Origin of the sequence: Pseudoalteromonas pernae (assembly GCF_039831865.1) — a bacterium.
Lineage (GTDB): Bacteria > Pseudomonadota > Gammaproteobacteria > Enterobacterales > Alteromonadaceae > Pseudoalteromonas > Pseudoalteromonas pernae.
The window spans coordinates 550728-569052 of sequence record NZ_JBDODM010000001.1 but is presented as its reverse complement, the minus strand read 5'-3'; the positions used below and the strand labels follow the sequence as shown (position 1 = coordinate 569052).

Below are 18325 nucleotides of genomic sequence, written 5' to 3'. Positions count from 1 at the left end.
AGGTCGATTCGCTCGAACAATCAGTTTACGGCAAAAGCAACACACCCTTATACTTTTACTGATAGTTTTGATACCTTATCGTCAATTATGTGGAGCGCTGAGTTAACAGCGCCGTAGCTTTATCGGAAATTTCATGCAGTTATCGCCAAAACTTACGCAACTTGTTGATGCTCTAAGGTGCCTTCCTGGCATTGGGCCTAAGTCGGCACAACGCATCGCGTTTCACCTTCTCGAACGCGACAGAGAAGGGGGCTCGCAACTAGGTGATGCACTCACGCAAGCGATGGCTGACATCGGTCATTGTAATAGCTGCCGAACATTTACAGAGTTGGAGCAATGCGAGCTGTGTGGCAGCATCAAGCGCCAAGATTCAGGCTTGTTGTGCGTAGTTGAGTCACCGACTGATGTGCTTGCGGTGGAGCAAACTGGTCACTATCAGGGGCTCTATTTCGTATTGATGGGACACTTGTCGCCACTTGATGGCATTGGCCCGAATGAAATTGGTCTGGATGTGCTGGAGAAAAAGTTAGCAGCAGGCAACATCAATGAAGTGATTTTGGCCACTAACCCAACGGTTGAAGGTGAAACCACCGCTCATTACATCGCTGAATTATGTAAGCAATATCAGGTGGGTGCATCACGTATCGCCCACGGGGTGCCAGTCGGTGGTGAGCTAGATTTAGTCGATGGCATGACGCTGTCTCATGCGTTCAATGGCCGTAAGCAGGTCACGTACGACTAAACTGCTCTAAAATGCAGCAAAAAGGCGCCTCTTGGCGCTTTTTTCGTTTTATCTCTCTTGAATCTCGTTCGCCTCACCCCATATACAGAGCATATCGGTTTTTCAACCAATTCAGTTGAACCTGTTTGCTAACGGAGAGAGAAATGACAGCAACATCAGAAAAAGAAACGCTCGGCTTTCAAACTGAAGTAAAGCAATTGCTACACCTTATGATCCACTCTTTGTACTCAAACAAAGAGATCTTTCTACGTGAACTTGTGTCGAACGCATCAGATGCCGCTGACAAGTTACGCTTTTTAGCACTTGAAAATGGTAGCCTCTATGAAGGTGACGCCGAACTGAAAGTGCGCATTAGCGCCGACAAAAATAAAGGTACCGTGACAATTTCAGATAACGGTATCGGTATGACTCGCGATGAAGTGATCAGTGCCCTTGGTACGATTGCGAAATCAGGCACAGCAGAGTTTTTCAAAAACTTAACCGGTGACCAAGCGAAAGACTCGCAGCTAATTGGTCAGTTCGGTGTAGGTTTCTACTCGGCGTTTATTGTTGCTGACAAAGTAACTGTGCGCACTCGTAAAGCGGGCGAAAGCCAAGCTATTGAGTGGGAATCAAAAGGTGAGGGCGATTACACCCTGGCTGAAATTGATAAAGAAACACGCGGTACAGAAATTATTTTGCACTTGCGTGATGATGAAAAAGAATTCTTAGACGACTTCCGTTTGCGCAGCATCGTAAACAAATATTCAGATCATATTTCTATTCCAGTAGAAATGTATCGTGAGCCTGTGCCTGAGTCTGAAGGCCCAGACGGCGAGAAAATTGACGCGCAACCGGGTCAGTGGGAAGCAATTAACAAAGCAGAAGCTTTGTGGACTCGCGACAAGAGCGAAATTAGCGATGAAGAGTACCAAGAGTTCTACAAGCATGTCGGTCACGATTGGGAAGAGCCACTAACATGGGCGCACAACAAGGTTGAAGGTAAAACGGAATACACCAGCTTGCTGTACATCCCTAAGCGCGCGCCGTTTGATTTATACAACCGCGAACGTCAAAGCGGCTTAAAGCTATACGTACAACGCGTATTCATCATGGATGACGCTGAGCAGTTTATGCCAAGCTACCTGCGTTTCGTGAAAGGTTTATTGGACTCGAACGATCTGCCATTGAACGTATCGCGTGAAATTTTGCAAGACAACAAAGTAACGCAAGCAATTCGCAAAGGCTGTACATCTCGCGTCTTGAAGATGCTTGAGCGCATGGGCAAGAACAAGCCAGAAGAGTATCAAACATTCTGGAATGAATTCGGTGGCGTAATTAAAGAAGGCCCTGCTGAAGATATGGCAAACAAAGAAGCCATTGCTAAGCTGCTGCGCTTTGCTTCAACGCACACAGACGAGGCGACGCAAAATGTATCGCTGGAGCAATACATCGAGCGTATGAGTGAAGGCCAAGACAAGATTTACTATGTTGTTGCGGACAGCTTTGAAGCTGCAAAGAATTCACCACACCTTGAGATCTTCCGCAAAAAAGGCATCGAAGTGTTGCTTCTGAGTGACCGTGTTGATGAGTGGATGATGAGCCACTTAACTGAATTCCAAGAGAAGCAGTTCCAGTCGATCACTCGCGGTGATTTGGACTTAGGTGACCTTGACGACGAAGAAAGCAAAAAGGCCCAAGAAGAGTCGGAAAAAGAAGTAGAAGGTTTGCTTGAGCGCATCAAAACGGCGCTTGGCGACAAAGTAAAAGAGGTTCGCTTTACTCACCGCTTAACAGACTCTCCTGCGTGCGTTGTGGCTGATGAACACGACATGAGTTCGCAAATGATCAAGCTGATGGAATCTGTCGGTCAAAAGGCACCTGAGACCAAGCCTGTGTTCGAGCTGAATCCAGAGCACCAGTTAGTGAAGCACCTAAACAACGAGCAAGATGAAGACAAGTTCGCACAGTGGTCAGAAGTGCTACTTGACCAAGCACTGCTTGCAGAGCGTGGTAGCTTGAAAGATCCAGCTGGATTCGTCTCTCGCTTGAATAAGCTGATGCTTGATTTAAGCAAGTAAAGTTAAATCAATCCCAACGTTGAGCCCGAGCTAACCACTCGGGCTTTTTTGTGAGATATCGAGTGAATTCCATAAACCACATAAGATAGACTAAGGGAGGTTGTTCTAATTAAATGATTTCAAGGATGAAAAATGCAAGACTTCCTGTTAGTTATGATTTTTATAATCACTGCTCTTATCTATCCCGTTTTTATTGTTTTTATGATGATGTTTTCGGAGCACTTAGACAAAGAGGTATTTAAAGTGAAAACTCCGGCGTTCTTTAGGTATCTAGCTTTACCATTATGGAGTGATAAATATAATAAGCTTGAAGATCGTTCCAACAAAAAACTCTTATTCTTTTTTATTCCTGGCATTTTGTTAGCGTGCTGTTTTGGTTACGTACAAAAAGCGATTAAAGACAAAACTACTTCTTTTTTTGCTACCTTTCTTGCAGTCTTAATAGTGCTGGACCTCACTCTTATAATAATTAGATAAACTTCCCAAATTGCCCATTGGTTGTTGTGGTTTTACTCTGGTTACTTGCCTGAATTATTGAATAACGGCGACACCATGGCATCCACGAGTTACAACAAAGCGGCTTATTAGCCTGATGTTTTAGTACTCGATGAGGTACGAATAAGGGAGTGTTTTAGCAGTTTTAATATTCTTCGATTAGACGAGCACGAGGTGTGTGGAACAACCGCTAACAATGAGGCTCATCATTGGCATCTGTTCACAGTAGTCGCTAAAAAGCGGTGATTGCAGTGTAAATTTCATCTTCTGATACATTGTGCGAAGCGTAATTCAACCTCGCATTTTAACCTGCTTCAGCTAGGCTAATGACTGTAATTAGCTGAAATTATCTCCTATGGCTGTGTTTAAATTGTCTTTGCGTGCGCGTATTTACACCTTGTTTGTTGTTTTGATGACAATGTATGTGCTCAACTTTGCGCTGATGATGAATGTCAAAAACCAAACGGATGCAGCGCAAGAACGAATCAACGAAACGAACACCATTCTCGATTTAAAGTCGCAGTTGTTACTTAAGTTAACGGATGCGGAAACTGGGCAGCGGGGTTTTATCCTTACCGGTAAGCCAGAATATTTGGTGCCATACTCCGTGGGTTCTGAGCAGGCGCAACAAACCCTCAAAAAATTACTGCAACTGAATAAAAAAAACGTCGCTGTTCAACATCAACGCTTGCAAGAGGTAGCGCGCTTAATTGAGCTCAAATTGTCTGAACTTGCCAAAACAATTCAACTTTACAACACCGGCGATGTGCAAGCTTCACTCGATCTCATAAACAGTGACGAAGGGCAGCGTTACATGGATGAAATTCGTGCCCAATTGCGAGCGTTCAAGGCCTTAGAAATGACAACCCTTAATGAACGCCAACAAAAGCTAAATGGGTTGTTAGATACGGTGCAAATAATCTATTTGCTCGAGTTTGTTGTATTTTTAATATTGATGCTGTTGTTAGTTGGGTTGATCAGACGACGAGTAACCAAACCATTAACGCAATTGCATATTTCGGCAAAGCAATTAGAAGCGCAAGGCCGCTTTGCACCAGTACCTAATGTGGCAGACGATGAAATTGGCTCAGTCGTAAAAGCATTCAATGCTATGGCGCAAAAAATCGTCACTCAGGTGCGCGAGCTACGAGACTTAAACCATCAAACCACTCAAGAGCGAGACACAGCAAGAATGGAGTCTCTGGTGGATCATCTTACAGGTCTGTTCAATCGCCGCCATTTGTCTTCACAGCTGCAAAAGCTCATCGAATCAAGTAATCGATATGGCCATCCTTTAACCTTGCTAATGATAGATCTTGACCATTTTAAGGACATTAACGACACCTTTGGCCATGATAGCGGTGATAGAGTGCTAATCGAAGTCGCTAACTTAATTCATGACACCATCCGTGAAAGCGATATTGCTGTGCGTTACAGTGGAGATGAATTCATTATTGTGCTTGATCACACAGACGTGAAAGATGCCTTGGCGAAAGCTGAGTGGTTACGCGAACAGGTTGCTCTAACACACATCAATGAGCTGGGTGGCTCACGATTGTCGGTGAGTATTGGCGTAGCCACGCATTTGCCCAACGAAGACACGCCTGAGTCATTGTTGAAAAAAGCCGACGAGGCCTTGTATCGTGCTAAACAAGCAGGACGCAACCGTAGTGAGAGTGCTTAGCGTGTTCGGCATTGGTTAATTATCGCAACGACTTGCTCTAAACGATTTCACCAAGCATAGTGAGTTATCATCACTTAATAATAAGAGCTATGTATGAAATCGTCTTTCCTGAGTGCTTTAGCACTTCTTAGTGTGTCGTCTTTTTCGTCAATTGCAGACACTGCGCCTAGCCCAATTGCAATCGCTATCCATGGTGGTGCTGGCACCATAGAAAAATCACGTTTTACACCTGAACAAGAACAAGCTTATCGCGCAAAATTAGCTGAGGCAGTGGAAGCGGGTTACGCAGTCCTTGAGCAAGGTGGCGCGAGTCTTGATGCAATCAACTCGGCAATCAATGTACTTGAAAACTCGCCGTATTTTAATGCTGGCAAGGGGGCGGTATATACCTATGAAGGCGAGCATGAATTGGATGCGTCGATTATGGATGGTCGTACTCGCGAAGCAGGTGCCGTCGCAGGCGTTAAACACATCGAAAACCCCATTGACCTTGCTCGTTTGGTGATGACCAACTCAGTGCATGTGATGCTCAGTGGCGAAGGTGCGGAAGAGTTTGCTCAGCAGCAGGGCATAAAGCTGGTGGAAAACAGTGTATTTGACACCGAACATCGCTATGAAGCTCTTCTTAAAGCCAAAGAAAAACTGGATAAAGCCAAGGCTGCAACCAAAGACTACCAAGCGCAGCACCAAGCATTACCAACCAACTACAAGATGGGCACAGTAGGTGCTGTAGCATTGGATAGCCAAGGCAATATTGCTGCAGGCACAAGTACCGGCGGGATGACCGCTAAACGCTTTGGCCGTATCGGTGATGCGCCTATTATCGGAGCCGGTACCTTTGCAGACAATGATTCGTGTGCGGTGTCAGCAACAGGCCACGGTGAATATTTCATCCGTTACCAAGTGGCGAGTGACATTTGCGCCCGTGTGCAATATCAAGGAAAGAGTATTGACCAAGCAGGTAACGAAGTGATTTTCGGGCCTATGTTTGAAGCGGGTGGCACAGGTGGTGTGATCATCGTTGACGCTAAAGGCAATATCAGTATGCCCTTTAATACCGCAGGCATGTATCGCGCCAGTAAGAGTAATTCAACACCGACTTACGTGGGTATTTTCAAAGACGAATAATTAGCGTCTTTCTGACCTAGCAAAGTACGCAAAATCCCAAGCGCCAACTATAGTTACAGTGTTGGCGCTAACATTATTAGGGGTGCGTATGCAATCAATTAAAGTAGCTGATTATTACAACCACAGACCTGTTACTTTTAAAGCAAATATGTCCATTGAAAGTGCGGTCGAAAAGTTAATTCAAAGTGGTCAAACAGGGGGCCCTGTCGTTGATGATTTGGGCACCGTTATCGGTTTTGTGTCTGAGCAAGACTGCTTAAAACAAATGCTCAATTCTACTTATCAAAATGAAGCGCATTGCGTCATCGGTGACGTCATGTCGAAAGAGCCTTTATGCGTTACACCGGATCACAGCGTGATGGCATTGGCGGAGTCCATGCAAGTGAATAAGCCAAAAATGTATCCAGTGTGTGATGAGCACGGCAAACTGATGGGGGTTATCACCCGAGCGCATGTTCTGTTGGCGTTAGATAAACATCTACATGACAATTACGCGCCCGGAAAACGCTTTGTTTAACGATACACTTTAGAGCGATATTTTGCTAAGCTGGCCGACCATTTTATGCAGTTAATTAGGGTGCTAAGTGTCTGCCAGCAAAGCCTTGTATGCCAAGCTCAATGAGTGTTTAAAAAAAGATCAATTCATACTCAAAAAACGCCTACAAGGGGCGCAAAAAATCGGTGATGAAGCGAAGCAACAAAGCGTTATTGCTAAAATCGCTAATGCAATCGATGCTAGCATCCAATCGCGCGCTACCCGTTTAGCGCAACTACCAAAACCGACTTTCCCCGCTGCGCTACCCGTTAGCGAAAAACGTGAAGATATCAAAGAAGCGATTGCCAATAATCAGGTGGTGATTGTTGCGGGTGAAACAGGCTCGGGTAAAACAACCCAATTACCGAAAATCTGCTTGGAGTTAGGCCGTGGAGTTGAAGGCTTAATCGGCCATACTCAGCCACGCCGTCTTGCGGCACGTAGCGTCGCTGCTCGTATTGCCGAAGAATTAGAAAGCGAAATCGGCCAAACCGTAGGCTTTAAAATCCGCTTTAGCGATCAGGTCAGTGAGCGCAGTTACATTAAACTCATGACAGATGGTATCTTGCTGGCTGAAATTCAAAATGATCGTTACCTCAATCAATACGACACCATCATTATCGATGAAGCGCATGAGCGTAGCCTCAATATTGACTTTATTCTTGGCTATCTAAAGAATTTATTACCAAAGCGTCCAGATCTTAAAGTCATTATTACTTCGGCAACCATCGATCCTGAGCGTTTTTCACGTCATTTTAATGATGCTCCAATTATAGAAGTGTCTGGTCGTACATACCCTGTGGAGGTTCGCTATCGTCCTTTAACCGAATTAAGTGGCAATGACGAGGAGCAAGACGAAAACGACCAGCTGCAAGGGATTTTTGACGCCGTAGATGAGCTGTATGCTGAAGGCTCTGGAGACATCCTCATCTTCATGAATGGTGAGCGAGAAATTCGTGATACCGCCGATGCGTTGAGTAAGCGTAACCTCAAGCATACCGAAGTGTTACCTTTGTATGCTCGGTTATCAAATGCAGAGCAAAACCGTATTTTCCACCCAGGTAACAAACGCCGAATTGTGTTGGCGACCAACGTCGCTGAGACTTCGTTAACTGTTCCGGGTATTCGTTACGTGATTGACCCTGGTACTGCACGTATTAGCCGTTACAGCTATCGCACTAAGGTGCAGCGTTTGCCGATAGAGGCGGTGTCGCAAGCCAGTGCTAACCAGCGTAAAGGTCGCTGTGGTCGTGTTGAAGCGGGTATTTGTATTCGCTTGTATTCTGAAGAGGACTTTTTAGGTCGCCCAGAATTTACGGACCCTGAAATACTGCGTACAAACCTAGCATCGGTTATTTTGCAGATGCTGGGTTTAGGGCTCGGAGATATTAGTGAGTTTCCATTCGTGCAGCCGCCTGATAGCCGCAATATCAGTGATGGCGTTCGCCTTCTAGAAGAGCTTGAAGCGGTTAAGCCAGGAAAACATCGCAATCAAATCGCCTTAACTAAATCAGGTCGGGATTTGGCCCGTATTCCGCTGGACCCGCGTCTGGCAAAAATGGTGTTGGCAAGTGTGCCGATAGGCGCTTTGCGTGAAGTAATCATCATTACTGCTGCGTTAGCGATTCAAGACCCTCGTGAACGTCCGCAAGATAAGAAGGGTAAAGCAGATGAATTGCATGGTCGTTTTAATGATGATGACTCAGACTTCATCGCCTTCTTAAATTTGTGGAATTATCTTGAGGAGCAACAACAAGCCCTTACTAATAATCAGTTCCGCAAATTATGTAAACAAGAGTTTCTTGCCTACATGCGTGTGCGTGAGTGGCAAGATATTGTTTATCAAGTGTCGACTATCTGTGATGAGATGGGGCTCAAAAATTCGACCAACGAACCGAGCGTTGACAGTATACATCAGGCATTGCTTAGCGGTTTGTTGAGTCATGTAGGTCAAAAAGACGATAAAAATGCGTTCTACCAAGGAGCGCGTAACAGCCAGTTTCATATTTTTCCGGGCTCAAACTTGTTTAAAAAGCGCCCTAAGTGGGTGATGTCGGCTGAGTTGGTTGAAACCTCTAAACTCTATGCACGTATTAACGCCAAAATTGACGTGACTTGGTTGTCACCTGTTGCCCAGCATTTGGTAAAACGCAGTTACAGCGAGCCGCATTGGCAGAAAAAAGCCGGTGCTGTTATCGCCTTCGAGCAGCAAACTCTATATGGCTTAACTATCGTTGCGAAAAAGCGTGCGCAATACGACAAAATCGACCCAGTGGTTAGCCGTGAAATTTTTATTCGTACGGCACTGGTTGAGCAAGAGCTTGGCGCCAATGAATCCTTCTTACAGGTTAATCGTAAGCTGATTGAAGAAGTACAAGACCTAGAAAACAAAGCTCGTCGCCGTGATATTTTGGTTGATGAGCACACCTTGTATGAGTTTTATGACAAACATATCCCTGCGGATGTGTGTAACCGTGTTAGCTTTTTGCAGTGGTACAAAGAGCAAAAGAATAAAAACAAACGCTTTTTGCACATGAGCAAAGCCGATTTGATGCAACATGGTGCAGATGAAATCACTGCTGATAGCTACCCTGACATTTGGATGCAAGGCAATTTAGTCTTGCCGCTGACATACAGCTTTGAGCCTGGTCAAGACGTTGACGGTGTAGCAGTGCAAATACCTCTAACCTTGCTCAATCAAGTGCAAGCTGAAGGGTTTGATTGGCACATTCCAGCACTGCGCCATGAACTTATTTGTGCCTTGATCAAATCCCTCCCTAAAGCGTTACGCAGAAACTTCGTGCCAGCACCTAACTATGCAGATGCGGTATTGAGTTCCATTGAGCCGTTACAAGGCAAGTTGGTGGACGCGCTTGCACTGCGTTTATTCCGTATGACGGGAGCGAAAGTCGATGCAGAACAATTTGATACCTATGCGTTGGCTGAGCATTTACGTATGGCGTTTGAAGTGCGTGATGACAAGAACAAGTTGGTCGCGCGAGGTTATGATTTAGACGCACTTAAAGCACAGCTCGCTGACAAAGTCAGCTCAACGCTGTCACAAGTGGCGGATGAGGGCATTGAGCGTCAAGGCTTGACTCAGTGGGAGTTTGACTCTTTACCTGAGTCATATGTTAAGAAGCAAGGCCAGTATGAGGTCAAAGCTTTTGTTGCACTAGTGGATAAAAAAGACAGCACGGCCATTGAGCTATTTGATTCTCCAACTAAAGCGAACGTAGCGCATCAACAAGGTTTGCGACGTTTGGTGTTACTTAACATTCCATCGCCGATTAAATACTTGCAACAAAACTTGCCCAATAAAGCCAAGCTTGGTTTGTACTTTAATCCTTTTGGTAAGGTGCAGTTGCTGATTGATGATTGTATTTCTGCGGGTGTAGACAAATTACTCAGCCAATTTGGTGATATTCGCGAACCAGAGCAATTTGAAAAGGCCAAAGAGCATATACGTGGTGAGCTAGGAGATACCGTAGTTGCTATCGCGTTAGAAGTGGAGCAGGTGCTTAGCCTTGCTCACGCTATTCACAAGCGCATGCGCGGTAAAGTCGACTTAACCATGATAACAGCCCATGGTGATATTAAATCTCAGCTAGAGAGTCTTATATTCAAAGGCTTCGTGAGTCATCATGGCGCCGGTAAAATGGCTGATTTAGGGCGTTATCTTAAGGCCATAGACCGTCGTTTGGAAAAACTGCCAGTAGATCCTAATCGGGATCGTTTATGTACCTTAGAGCTCGATAAAGTCGCTGATGCTTATCAAAAATGCGTAGCCAAACATCCTAAAGGTGAACCGCAACCGGATGCATTAAAAGACCTCTTTTGGATGCAACAAGAGTTACGCGTGTCACTTTTTGCACAAACCTTGGGTACGCCATATCCAGTGTCTGCAAAAAGGGTACTTAACCTTATAAATGAATACCTTACGCAAAATTAATCACCTGAATTTTTTATGAATTGGGTTATAATTATTCGTCAATGAGTAGTATTACAGGGACGGCAAATTTTGTTGCGTAAGGAAAAAAGGGCTAAGCTTCTTGTCGTAGATGATGAGTATTTCAATTTTAAGTTCTACACTGATGTATTGAGTGAACAATTTGAGTTGGAATACGCTAAATCAGGCGAGCAATGCTTAAAGGAAGTGTCTGTCATTAATCCAGATGCCATTTTGTTAGATGTGTGTATGCCGGGCATCGATGGGTTTGATACCTGTCGGATCTTGAAAAACACACCTGAAACCAGTGGTATACCCATTTTAATTATTTCTGGGTTGGAGACACAAGAGGCAAAGGAGAAAGCATTCGAATCTGGATGCGATGGTTTCTTTGAAAAGCCCTTAGCCTTTAACGAACTACTGGAGAGCTTGCAAACGCTGATTTAAAGCATAATAAGGAGAATAATAACCATGCTTTATAATGATGAGCGCCGCAACTTTCGCCGCATGACGGTCGATACAGAAGCCACCATAGAGTTATCTATCGATAATCAATCCATCCTACTAGCTGCTACCTGTCGTGACTTAAGCGCAACGGGTATGAATTTGTACGTTGAACAAGCCATTGATCCAGGCGTTACTGCGACTGTGCACATTGAGTCCTCTGGCGGTGCAATTCCACCTTTAAAAGCTCTGACTCGTGTAGTGCGATGTTCTCAAGACGAGGATGGGCAGTATTGTGTGGGTGTAGAGATGTTGGATATAAATTAACTCCCAAGAATGAGTGTGAGTGGCGGTTGCCACTCACGAGCGAGCACTTAATAGACTTTACAAACCAGACCTTTGAGGTAAAAACCCTCTGGATAAGGCCCTGAGATAGGGTGGTCGGCCGCTTGATTTAAACGCTCTACGATCAACAAGTCTTTGTGGGCATCTAAGGCTGCATCTGCCACCACTTTTTGAAACAGATTTTGTTCCATTAAGCCTGAGCATGAGAAGGTCAATAATGTGCCGCCTGGGTTCAATAACTGCATGGCCAGCATGTTGATATCTTTATAGCCACGGCATGCACCAGTTAGCCGCGCTTTAGACTCTGCAAATTTCGGTGGATCCATCACGATAGTATCGAACTTACGACCTTGTTCGCGGTATTCACGAAGTAGTTTAAACACGTCTTGTTTTACAAATTGTGCTTTGCTCATGTCTAGATTGTTGTGCTCAACATTGCGCTTAGCGATGTCTAAGGCGTTTTGCGACACATCGACGTTAGTGACTTCTTTACAGCCGCCACGTAGCGCGTAGAGACCAAAGGTACCGGTATAGCAGAAACAGTTCAGAACTTCTTTATCTTTCACATAGCGCTCAAGTGCTGCGCGACTGTCACGCTGGTCAAGGTAGAAGCCGGTTTTGTGGCCACCAATGATATCAACTTCGCAGGTTAAACCATTTTCTTTGATAAGCACTGGCGCTGTTGGCGCTTCACCCAAAAGAGCTCCGGTTGTTGGCGCAAGGCCTTCCTTTTTGCGCACATCCACATCAGAGCGCTCATAGATAGCACACTCTGGAAACAGGCGATGCAGGGCATTAACGATATCGCCTTTGTGACGTTCAGCACCGGCGCTTAACAGCTGACACACAAGGTAGTTGCCAAACTTGTCTATCGTGACACCTGGTAAGCCATCTGACTCACCCGCGCATAAGCGAAAACCAGTGAGACCACCCATTTCAATCGTGTGCTCACGAACTGAATATGCGCGCGCTAGGCGTTGATAGAAGAATTCGCCATCAATGACTTCTTTTTCATTGAACGACCATACACGGGCACGAATTTGAGATTCAGGGCTGTATGCAGCGGTTGCTAAGTATTTGCCGTTACTGTCATAGACAGTGACGGTATCACCAAGTGCTAAATTGCCTTTCACTTTTTTTATCGCCTTAGAAAAAATCCAAGGATGTTTACGCTTTAAAGATTTTTCGCGTCCAGTTTGAAGATATATTGCACCGGCCATTGCTGTTCCCGCTTGTGAAATGAGGCGCTATTCTAGGCAGTGATGCGCCGATACTCAAATTAATTTTGCCAATTTAGTTAGCGTGTTTTAATGTCATTTGAGTTAATTAACGCGGACGTTTTTGATAACATCCATTTCTCGACCAAGCTTTAGATAAAAATAATCGGTCTTAATAGTGAGAATCAGTGAATAAACAAATAGTTGAATTACCACCTCAATTACAGAGGGTCGAGGAGCTGTGCCGAGATTTTTTTCTTGAGTGCGGTAGTGCGGATGCAGCACATGACATCACCCATATTGAGCGTGTGGTCAAAGTAGCTAAAACCCTGTGTGTTGATGAGCAAGCTCAAATGGCTGTGGTGCTACCTGCTGCGTGGTTGCATGATTGTGTCGCTGTTGCAAAAAATCACCCGGATAGAGCGAAAGCATCGCAAATGGCAGCCGATAAAGCGTTGTCATTTTTGCACAGTATTAACTACGACGAGCAGTATTTCGAGGCGATACACCATGCTATTGTCGCTCACAGCTTTAGCGCTAATATCACGCCACTGACATTGGAAGCTAAGATTGTGCAAGATGCCGACAGAATGGATGCCCTAGGCGCGATTGGTATTAGTCGTTGCATGAAAGTCGGGGGCGCAATTTGTCGCGGCTTGTATCATCCCACAGACCCGTTTGCTTACCACAGAGAAGCGGATGATGGTAAATATACACTTGACCATTTCTTTGTGAAATTATTGGGTATCGCTGATAGTATGAACACCCAGAGTGCGCGTCTTGAAGCGCAAAAGCGCACCCAGTATATGCATGATTTTTTGAGCCAATTAGGAGAGGAAATCGGTATTGTCTATGAATACTAGTGCACCACCGCTCAGGGGCATTCATCACTGTCATCTACAGGTCGATGACGTGGTAAAGGCGAAAGCCTTCTATCAAGAGGTGATGGGCTTTGATGTCGTTCCTGAGCTGGAGTTTTGGTATTACGAACAAGAAGATGGGCCTTTGATGCTGCAAGACCAAGCACGGTCCATCTGTTTGGCGTTATTTGAAGGCGGTAAACGAAGTAATGGTATTGCCTTTAATACTGATGCCGCGGCCTTTGTGCACTGGCGTTCTCATCTGCAAAAGCATGGAGTTACTGTCCACTTAGCAGATCATCAGGTGTCATTTTCAATGTATTTTCGTGATCCCTACAACAATATGCATGAGATCACCTGTTTTGAATACTCGGCGCTTAAAGCCCAACTTTAATTAGAGTACTTTTCTTTCACTGCCAATATCTTATCAAGTTGAGATATAAAAACATCGACTAACTCTGGGTCGAAGTGTTTCCCCTTTTCTTCGCGCATAAGCTCAATCGCTTGCTCTACAGGCCATGGCTCTTTGTACGGGCGTCGGGACGTGAGGGCATCAAACACATCGGCAATACTACAAATTCGCCCTTCAATAGATATTTCTTCCCCTTTTAGGCCGTTTGGGTAGCCCTTGCCGTCATAACGCTCGTGATGTTCCAATGCTAAACGATGTGCCAATTGCACTAGTGCAGAGCTTGAACCAGCTAAAATATCAGCACCTATCGTTGCGTGAGCTTTCATGTATTGATATTCCTCATCATCGAGCTTTCCGGGTTTAAGCAGGATGTTGTCAGGAATGCCGATTTTACCTATATCGTGCATAGGTGCGGCTAAAAGCAAAGATTCGGCCTGTTGCTCATTCATGCCGTAGGCAAGGGCAATGATATGGCAATAGCGGCTCATACGAATGATATGCTGACCTGTTTCATTGTCTTTGTATTCCGCTGCATGGCTGAGTCGCTGGATTAATTCGAGTTGCGCAGATTTCAATAAATCGGCTTGCACCAAGGATAAGTGATTTTTAACACGAGCTCGCACGATTGCTGGGCTGATTGGCTTGGTGATGTAATCCACAGCACCCAATGCGAAGCCGTTGGCCTCGTCTATTTCCTCTTGCATCGCGGTTACGAAAATAACAGGAATGGCAGCGGTATCTGTGTTCTGCTTTAGGCTTTTGCATACATCAAAGCCTGACATGTTAGGCATCATCACGTCTAACAAAATCAGATCCGGCAACTTTTGCGCGGCTAACATCAGCGCCTGCTCACCTGACTTGGCGAAGATGAGACGGTAGTCCTTGCCGAGCACTTCGTTGAGTACTTTTAAATTTGTTGGCTCATCATCTACTGCGAGCAGTGTAGGACGTGCATCTTCAATCATCTTCAAAGCTCTCTAATTGGGACATAAGGGTAGCAATGTGTTGTTTGGCCTTATCAAATTCGAACTCATTTATTAGCTCAATAATTTGTTCCACATCGCCCATAAATTGTTGACCTGCAGCTTCTTGCAGCTGCTCGCAACTATTGCTGTCATATTCGAAGTTATCGCACAGCTCTTGTATGTGTGGCAGTAACTGTTTTAAAACGCTCACGTTTTCCACAGACGTTTGAGCTGGGGTGATATTAGTTAAAGGATGATGCTGCAGATACCCATCAATTTCATCTAAACAACTGAATAACGCAAATCGGTGTTCGTCGGTGACCATGCCTTGTCGTTCTATGTCGTTTAATTGGGCGCTGAGATTTGGTAAACACAGGTTTCCAGCAAGCCCTTTTAATGTATGCACCAACATCAATTGCTCTTCATCCAATTCATTGAGTTTGCCAAGTGCTTTAATATCTGCGGCTTTGGAAACAAAAAATTGCTGTAGCTGGTGGATGTATAGCTCTAATGTTCCCCAAAGGTTGATGCCTTTTTCTTCATTAACACTGATGTTACCGGTATGCGTGTTGTGTTGAACAACACTTTCGTTGGCGACATCCACTTGAATATTCAAAAGGCGAGCGATATCACACATTAGGTCTTCAACCACGACAGGTTTAGTCGCAAAACTATTCATACCAGCCTTTCGCGCAGCTTCTCTGTCGCTTTGCAATACACTGGCTGTCAGTGCGATTACGACAGTTGGTTGTATGTTGGTTGCACTTTCGTGCTGGCGCAGTTGGCGTGTCGCCTCTAAGCCATCACAAATTGGCATATGAATGTCCATGAGTACAACATCAAAATGCTCTGATGTAGCCTTGATGACCGCCTCTTCACCATTTACGGCTGTTTGTGTTTTATGGCCTAAATTGCCTAGTCGTAGCTCGAGTAATTCACGGTTTTGAGCAACATCGTCAGCAATGAGAATATTCAGCGTCGGCATTGTGGGCAAGCTTTTTGAAGAAGCATGTTCTTGTTGCAGCTCACTTATTTGCTCATCACTTGCGGGTAATAACGGCAGGTTAAAACTAAATTCACTCCCTACGCCTAGTGTGCTTTGCACATCTATGTCGCCGCCCATCAGATTGACTAGCTGGCGACATATTGTGGTGCCCAATCCAGTGCCCCCGAAGCGACGGGTAGTGCTATCGTCAGCTTGCTCGAAGGGCATGAAAATAGCGTTGACACGTTCTGGCGCAATACCGATGCCAGTATCTTCAATAACAAATCGCACATCGTTACCGGCAACAATTACCTTAAGCGTGACACGGCCTTGCTCTGTGAACTTTAGGGCATTACCAAGCAGGTTGACGAGCACTTGGCGGATCCGTTGTGGATCACCAACGTAATAGGTAAGCAAGGAGTCGTCCAATTGCATATCCAGGGTCAAACCTTTTTTCTGTGCTTGGTGATAGAAGCTTGAAACGACAGAATCACATAGGACGAGAAGGTCAAAAGGGATACGTTCAATTGAGACTTTGCCTTGCTCTAATTTGGCAGAGTCTAAAATGTCGTTGAGTAAATGCAGCAGTGAGCGAGCGGATTGCAACACATTGGTGAGTTGATGACGCTGGTTTTTACTGAGTGGGCTGTCCAACAAGACTTCAGAAAAGCCGATAATTGAGTTCATGGGAGTGCGTATCTCATGGCTCATATTAGCGAGGAAAGCCTGTTTTGTTTCCGCAGCTGCTTCTGCTTTGTCTTTGGCTGCAACGAGCTCGTGTTCCATGCTCTTGCGCTCGCTGATATCAACCAGTACGCCAGCAATACACATTTCATTTTCGTCATCGGGCTCAAAAGTGCCTTTGTCCAAAATCCACTTTTGCATACCAGACTTAGTTTTGATTCGATATTCAAAGGAGTAGTCACTTTGGTTTATCGCTATGGCGTTATAAATCTTCTCTCGTAAGCTTTCTTCAAACTCAGGATCAATTAAATCTGAAAAATGAATACTTCCACTGACAAACTCCTCATCCGTATAACCGGTAAGGCTCTCAACGATTGGGCTGATGTATACCATGCTCCAGTACTTGTCTAAGCGACAACGAAAGGCGACGCCGGGCATATTATTGATTAACGTACGGTAATGGTGTTCTTGGGCAGCGAGTTGTTGCTGCATTTTTTTGTGTTCGCTTAAGTCAGTGATAAAGCCAACAAACATGACTTTTTTGTCTGGTAGCGCAACTTCACCGACACCGAGATGGATGGGCAAAGTATGACCGTCTTTGTGTTGGGCCGTGACTTCGCGGCCGTAGCCAATAATATTGCGTTGCCTAGTGTCTTTATAACGGGAGAGGAAATAGTCGTGTTGTACGGCGATATCGTCAGGCATTAACATTTTTACGTTATTCCCGACAACTTCATCACTGCTGTATCCCAAGATCCGTTCAGCGCCAGCATTAAAGCTTAATACTTTACCTTTGTCGGTTATAGTGACAATGCCGTCCACTGCCGTGTTTAAAACCGCCTCAAGGCGAGATTGACTAATTTTTTGTTTCTTTAACAGAATGCGAAAACGCAACAAGCTGTGTAGCAAGCCAATCACAGAGACTAATAACACGCTGACAATAGCAATGGCGAGCGCCAAGTCTACGACATGGTCCAAGTTAGCTTGCTCAGTATAGTAGGGGGTTTGCGAAATAAAGCGTGCTGCATGCATACCCGTATAATGCATTCCTGATACTGCTAAGCCCATTACAATGGCGCCGATAAAGCAGGCCCAAACTCCTTGTGCTGTTGTTGCGTTTGGCTTACGAAGCTTCATATGAATCGCAAGCGCAATCCAGGCAAGAGATACAGCGACGAGAATAGATAGTGCGAACCACAGGGGATCATAAGCGAGTTTTGGCCCTAAGCGCATAGCTTCCATGCCACTGTAGTGCATAAGACCAATTCCCGCCCCGAGTAATAGGGCACTGATGAATTGCGTCTTAGTATCAACCTTAAACCCGCGAATAAGGTGGAATGCGACAATTGTAGCGCCAAAAACCGGTAGAAAAGACAATGCTGTCATGGTGAGGTTGTAATCGACCTCGACACATAGGCTAAATGCCAGCATGCCGATAAAATGCATACTCCAAACTCCACCTGAAAAGGCGGCAGAGCTTGAGACAAGTGCATATTTATAGGAGGCAGTGTTGCGATTTGAATCTGCGAATGAACGTAATTGCAAAGCAAAAAATGAAGAAAAAATGGCGATGATGACTGAAAGTGCAACCAGTCCATAATTGTAAGAGCCGTTCACGAGGAACTCAGAAGCAGGATCGATTGCGAAAAATTGTGAAAGCATTAGAAAGCCAAATACCCCGATAAACAACTGGGCGTAGGCCCAAACGATAATAAGTATAGTGCATTGATTTTAAAGAATTAGCATTATCTCGCCAAATATTACCTTGAAGGCAGTATGCGAAACGATGGTATCATCACATTAGCAAAATACATATCGTA

The 18325-nt window shown here is 45.0% G+C and carries 14 protein-coding genes; 11 read left to right on the top strand and 3 right to left on the bottom strand.

What is annotated here, in order from left to right; translation table 11 throughout:
• The first annotated feature begins 133 nt into the window (after positions 1-133).
• The 9 genes from recR to V1358_RS02400 all read left to right on the top strand — a co-directional run bounded on the left by recR (position 134) and on the right by V1358_RS02400 (position 11364).
• Complete coding sequence (gene recR / locus V1358_RS02440) at positions 134-742, top strand: recombination mediator RecR (RefSeq protein ID WP_347392479.1); 609 nt, start codon at positions 134-136, stop codon at positions 740-742.
• Positions 743-885: 143 nt separating this feature from the next.
• Positions 886-2802 (top strand): molecular chaperone HtpG, encoded by a 1917-nt coding sequence (htpG, locus tag V1358_RS02435; RefSeq protein ID WP_347389138.1) that lies wholly within the window; start codon positions 886-888, stop codon positions 2800-2802.
• A 132-nt stretch (positions 2803-2934) separates the two neighbouring features.
• Complete coding sequence (locus V1358_RS02430) at positions 2935-3279, top strand: hypothetical protein (RefSeq protein WP_347392478.1); 345 nt, start codon at positions 2935-2937, stop codon at positions 3277-3279.
• A 373-nt stretch (positions 3280-3652) separates the two neighbouring features.
• Positions 3653-4981 (top strand): diguanylate cyclase, encoded by a 1329-nt coding sequence (locus tag V1358_RS02425; protein ID WP_347392477.1) that lies wholly within the window; start codon positions 3653-3655, stop codon positions 4979-4981.
• A 93-nt stretch (positions 4982-5074) separates the two neighbouring features.
• Positions 5075-6109, top strand: coding sequence for an isoaspartyl peptidase/L-asparaginase family protein (locus tag V1358_RS02420; protein WP_347392476.1), 1035 nt, complete (start codon positions 5075-5077; stop codon positions 6107-6109).
• Between the two features lie 88 nt (positions 6110-6197).
• Positions 6198-6626 (top strand): CBS domain-containing protein, encoded by a 429-nt coding sequence (locus V1358_RS02415; RefSeq protein ID WP_347392475.1) that lies wholly within the window; start codon positions 6198-6200, stop codon positions 6624-6626.
• Positions 6627-6693: 67 nt separating this feature from the next.
• Positions 6694-10596 (top strand): ATP-dependent RNA helicase HrpA, encoded by a 3903-nt coding sequence (hrpA, locus tag V1358_RS02410; RefSeq protein WP_347392474.1) that lies wholly within the window; start codon positions 6694-6696, stop codon positions 10594-10596.
• Between the two features lie 69 nt (positions 10597-10665).
• Positions 10666-11040, top strand: coding sequence for a response regulator (locus V1358_RS02405; RefSeq protein WP_342675981.1), 375 nt, complete (start codon positions 10666-10668; stop codon positions 11038-11040).
• Positions 11041-11064: 24 nt separating this feature from the next.
• Positions 11065-11364 (top strand): PilZ domain-containing protein, encoded by a 300-nt coding sequence (locus V1358_RS02400; RefSeq protein ID WP_342675983.1) that lies wholly within the window; start codon positions 11065-11067, stop codon positions 11362-11364.
• A gap of 47 nt (positions 11365-11411) precedes the next feature.
• Here V1358_RS02400 and V1358_RS02395 read toward each other — a convergent pair whose 3' ends face one another.
• Positions 11412-12602, bottom strand: coding sequence for a class I SAM-dependent methyltransferase (locus V1358_RS02395; protein ID WP_347392473.1), 1191 nt, complete (start codon positions 12600-12602; stop codon positions 11412-11414).
• 236 nt (positions 12603-12838) lie between these two features.
• Between V1358_RS02395 and V1358_RS02390 the strand changes: the two genes are divergently transcribed.
• Together V1358_RS02390 and V1358_RS02385 are read left to right on the top strand one after the other, a co-directional pair.
• Entirely contained in the window at positions 12839-13462 is a 624-nt protein-coding gene (locus V1358_RS02390) for an HD domain-containing protein (RefSeq protein ID WP_342676370.1), read from the top strand.
• Positions 13452-13853 carry a VOC family protein gene (locus V1358_RS02385; RefSeq protein WP_342675987.1) on the top strand — a complete coding sequence of 134 codons (402 nt, stop codon included), beginning with the start codon at positions 13452-13454 and terminating at the stop codon, positions 13851-13853. The genes V1358_RS02390 and V1358_RS02385 overlap by 11 nt, the downstream gene beginning before the upstream one ends.
• Here V1358_RS02385 and V1358_RS02380 read toward each other — a convergent pair.
• Both V1358_RS02380 and V1358_RS02375 read right to left on the bottom strand, forming a co-directional pair.
• On the bottom strand, positions 13850-14836 hold the full coding sequence (locus V1358_RS02380; protein ID WP_342675989.1) for an HD domain-containing phosphohydrolase: 987 nt from the start codon (positions 14834-14836) through the stop codon (positions 13850-13852). The two genes, V1358_RS02385 and V1358_RS02380, sit on opposite strands and share 4 nt — an antisense overlap.
• On the bottom strand, positions 14829-18167 hold the full coding sequence (locus V1358_RS02375; protein WP_347392472.1) for a PAS domain S-box protein: 3339 nt from the start codon (positions 18165-18167) through the stop codon (positions 14829-14831). Before V1358_RS02375 ends, V1358_RS02380 begins: the two co-directional genes overlap by 8 nt.
• Positions 18168-18325: the final 158 nt, after the last annotated feature.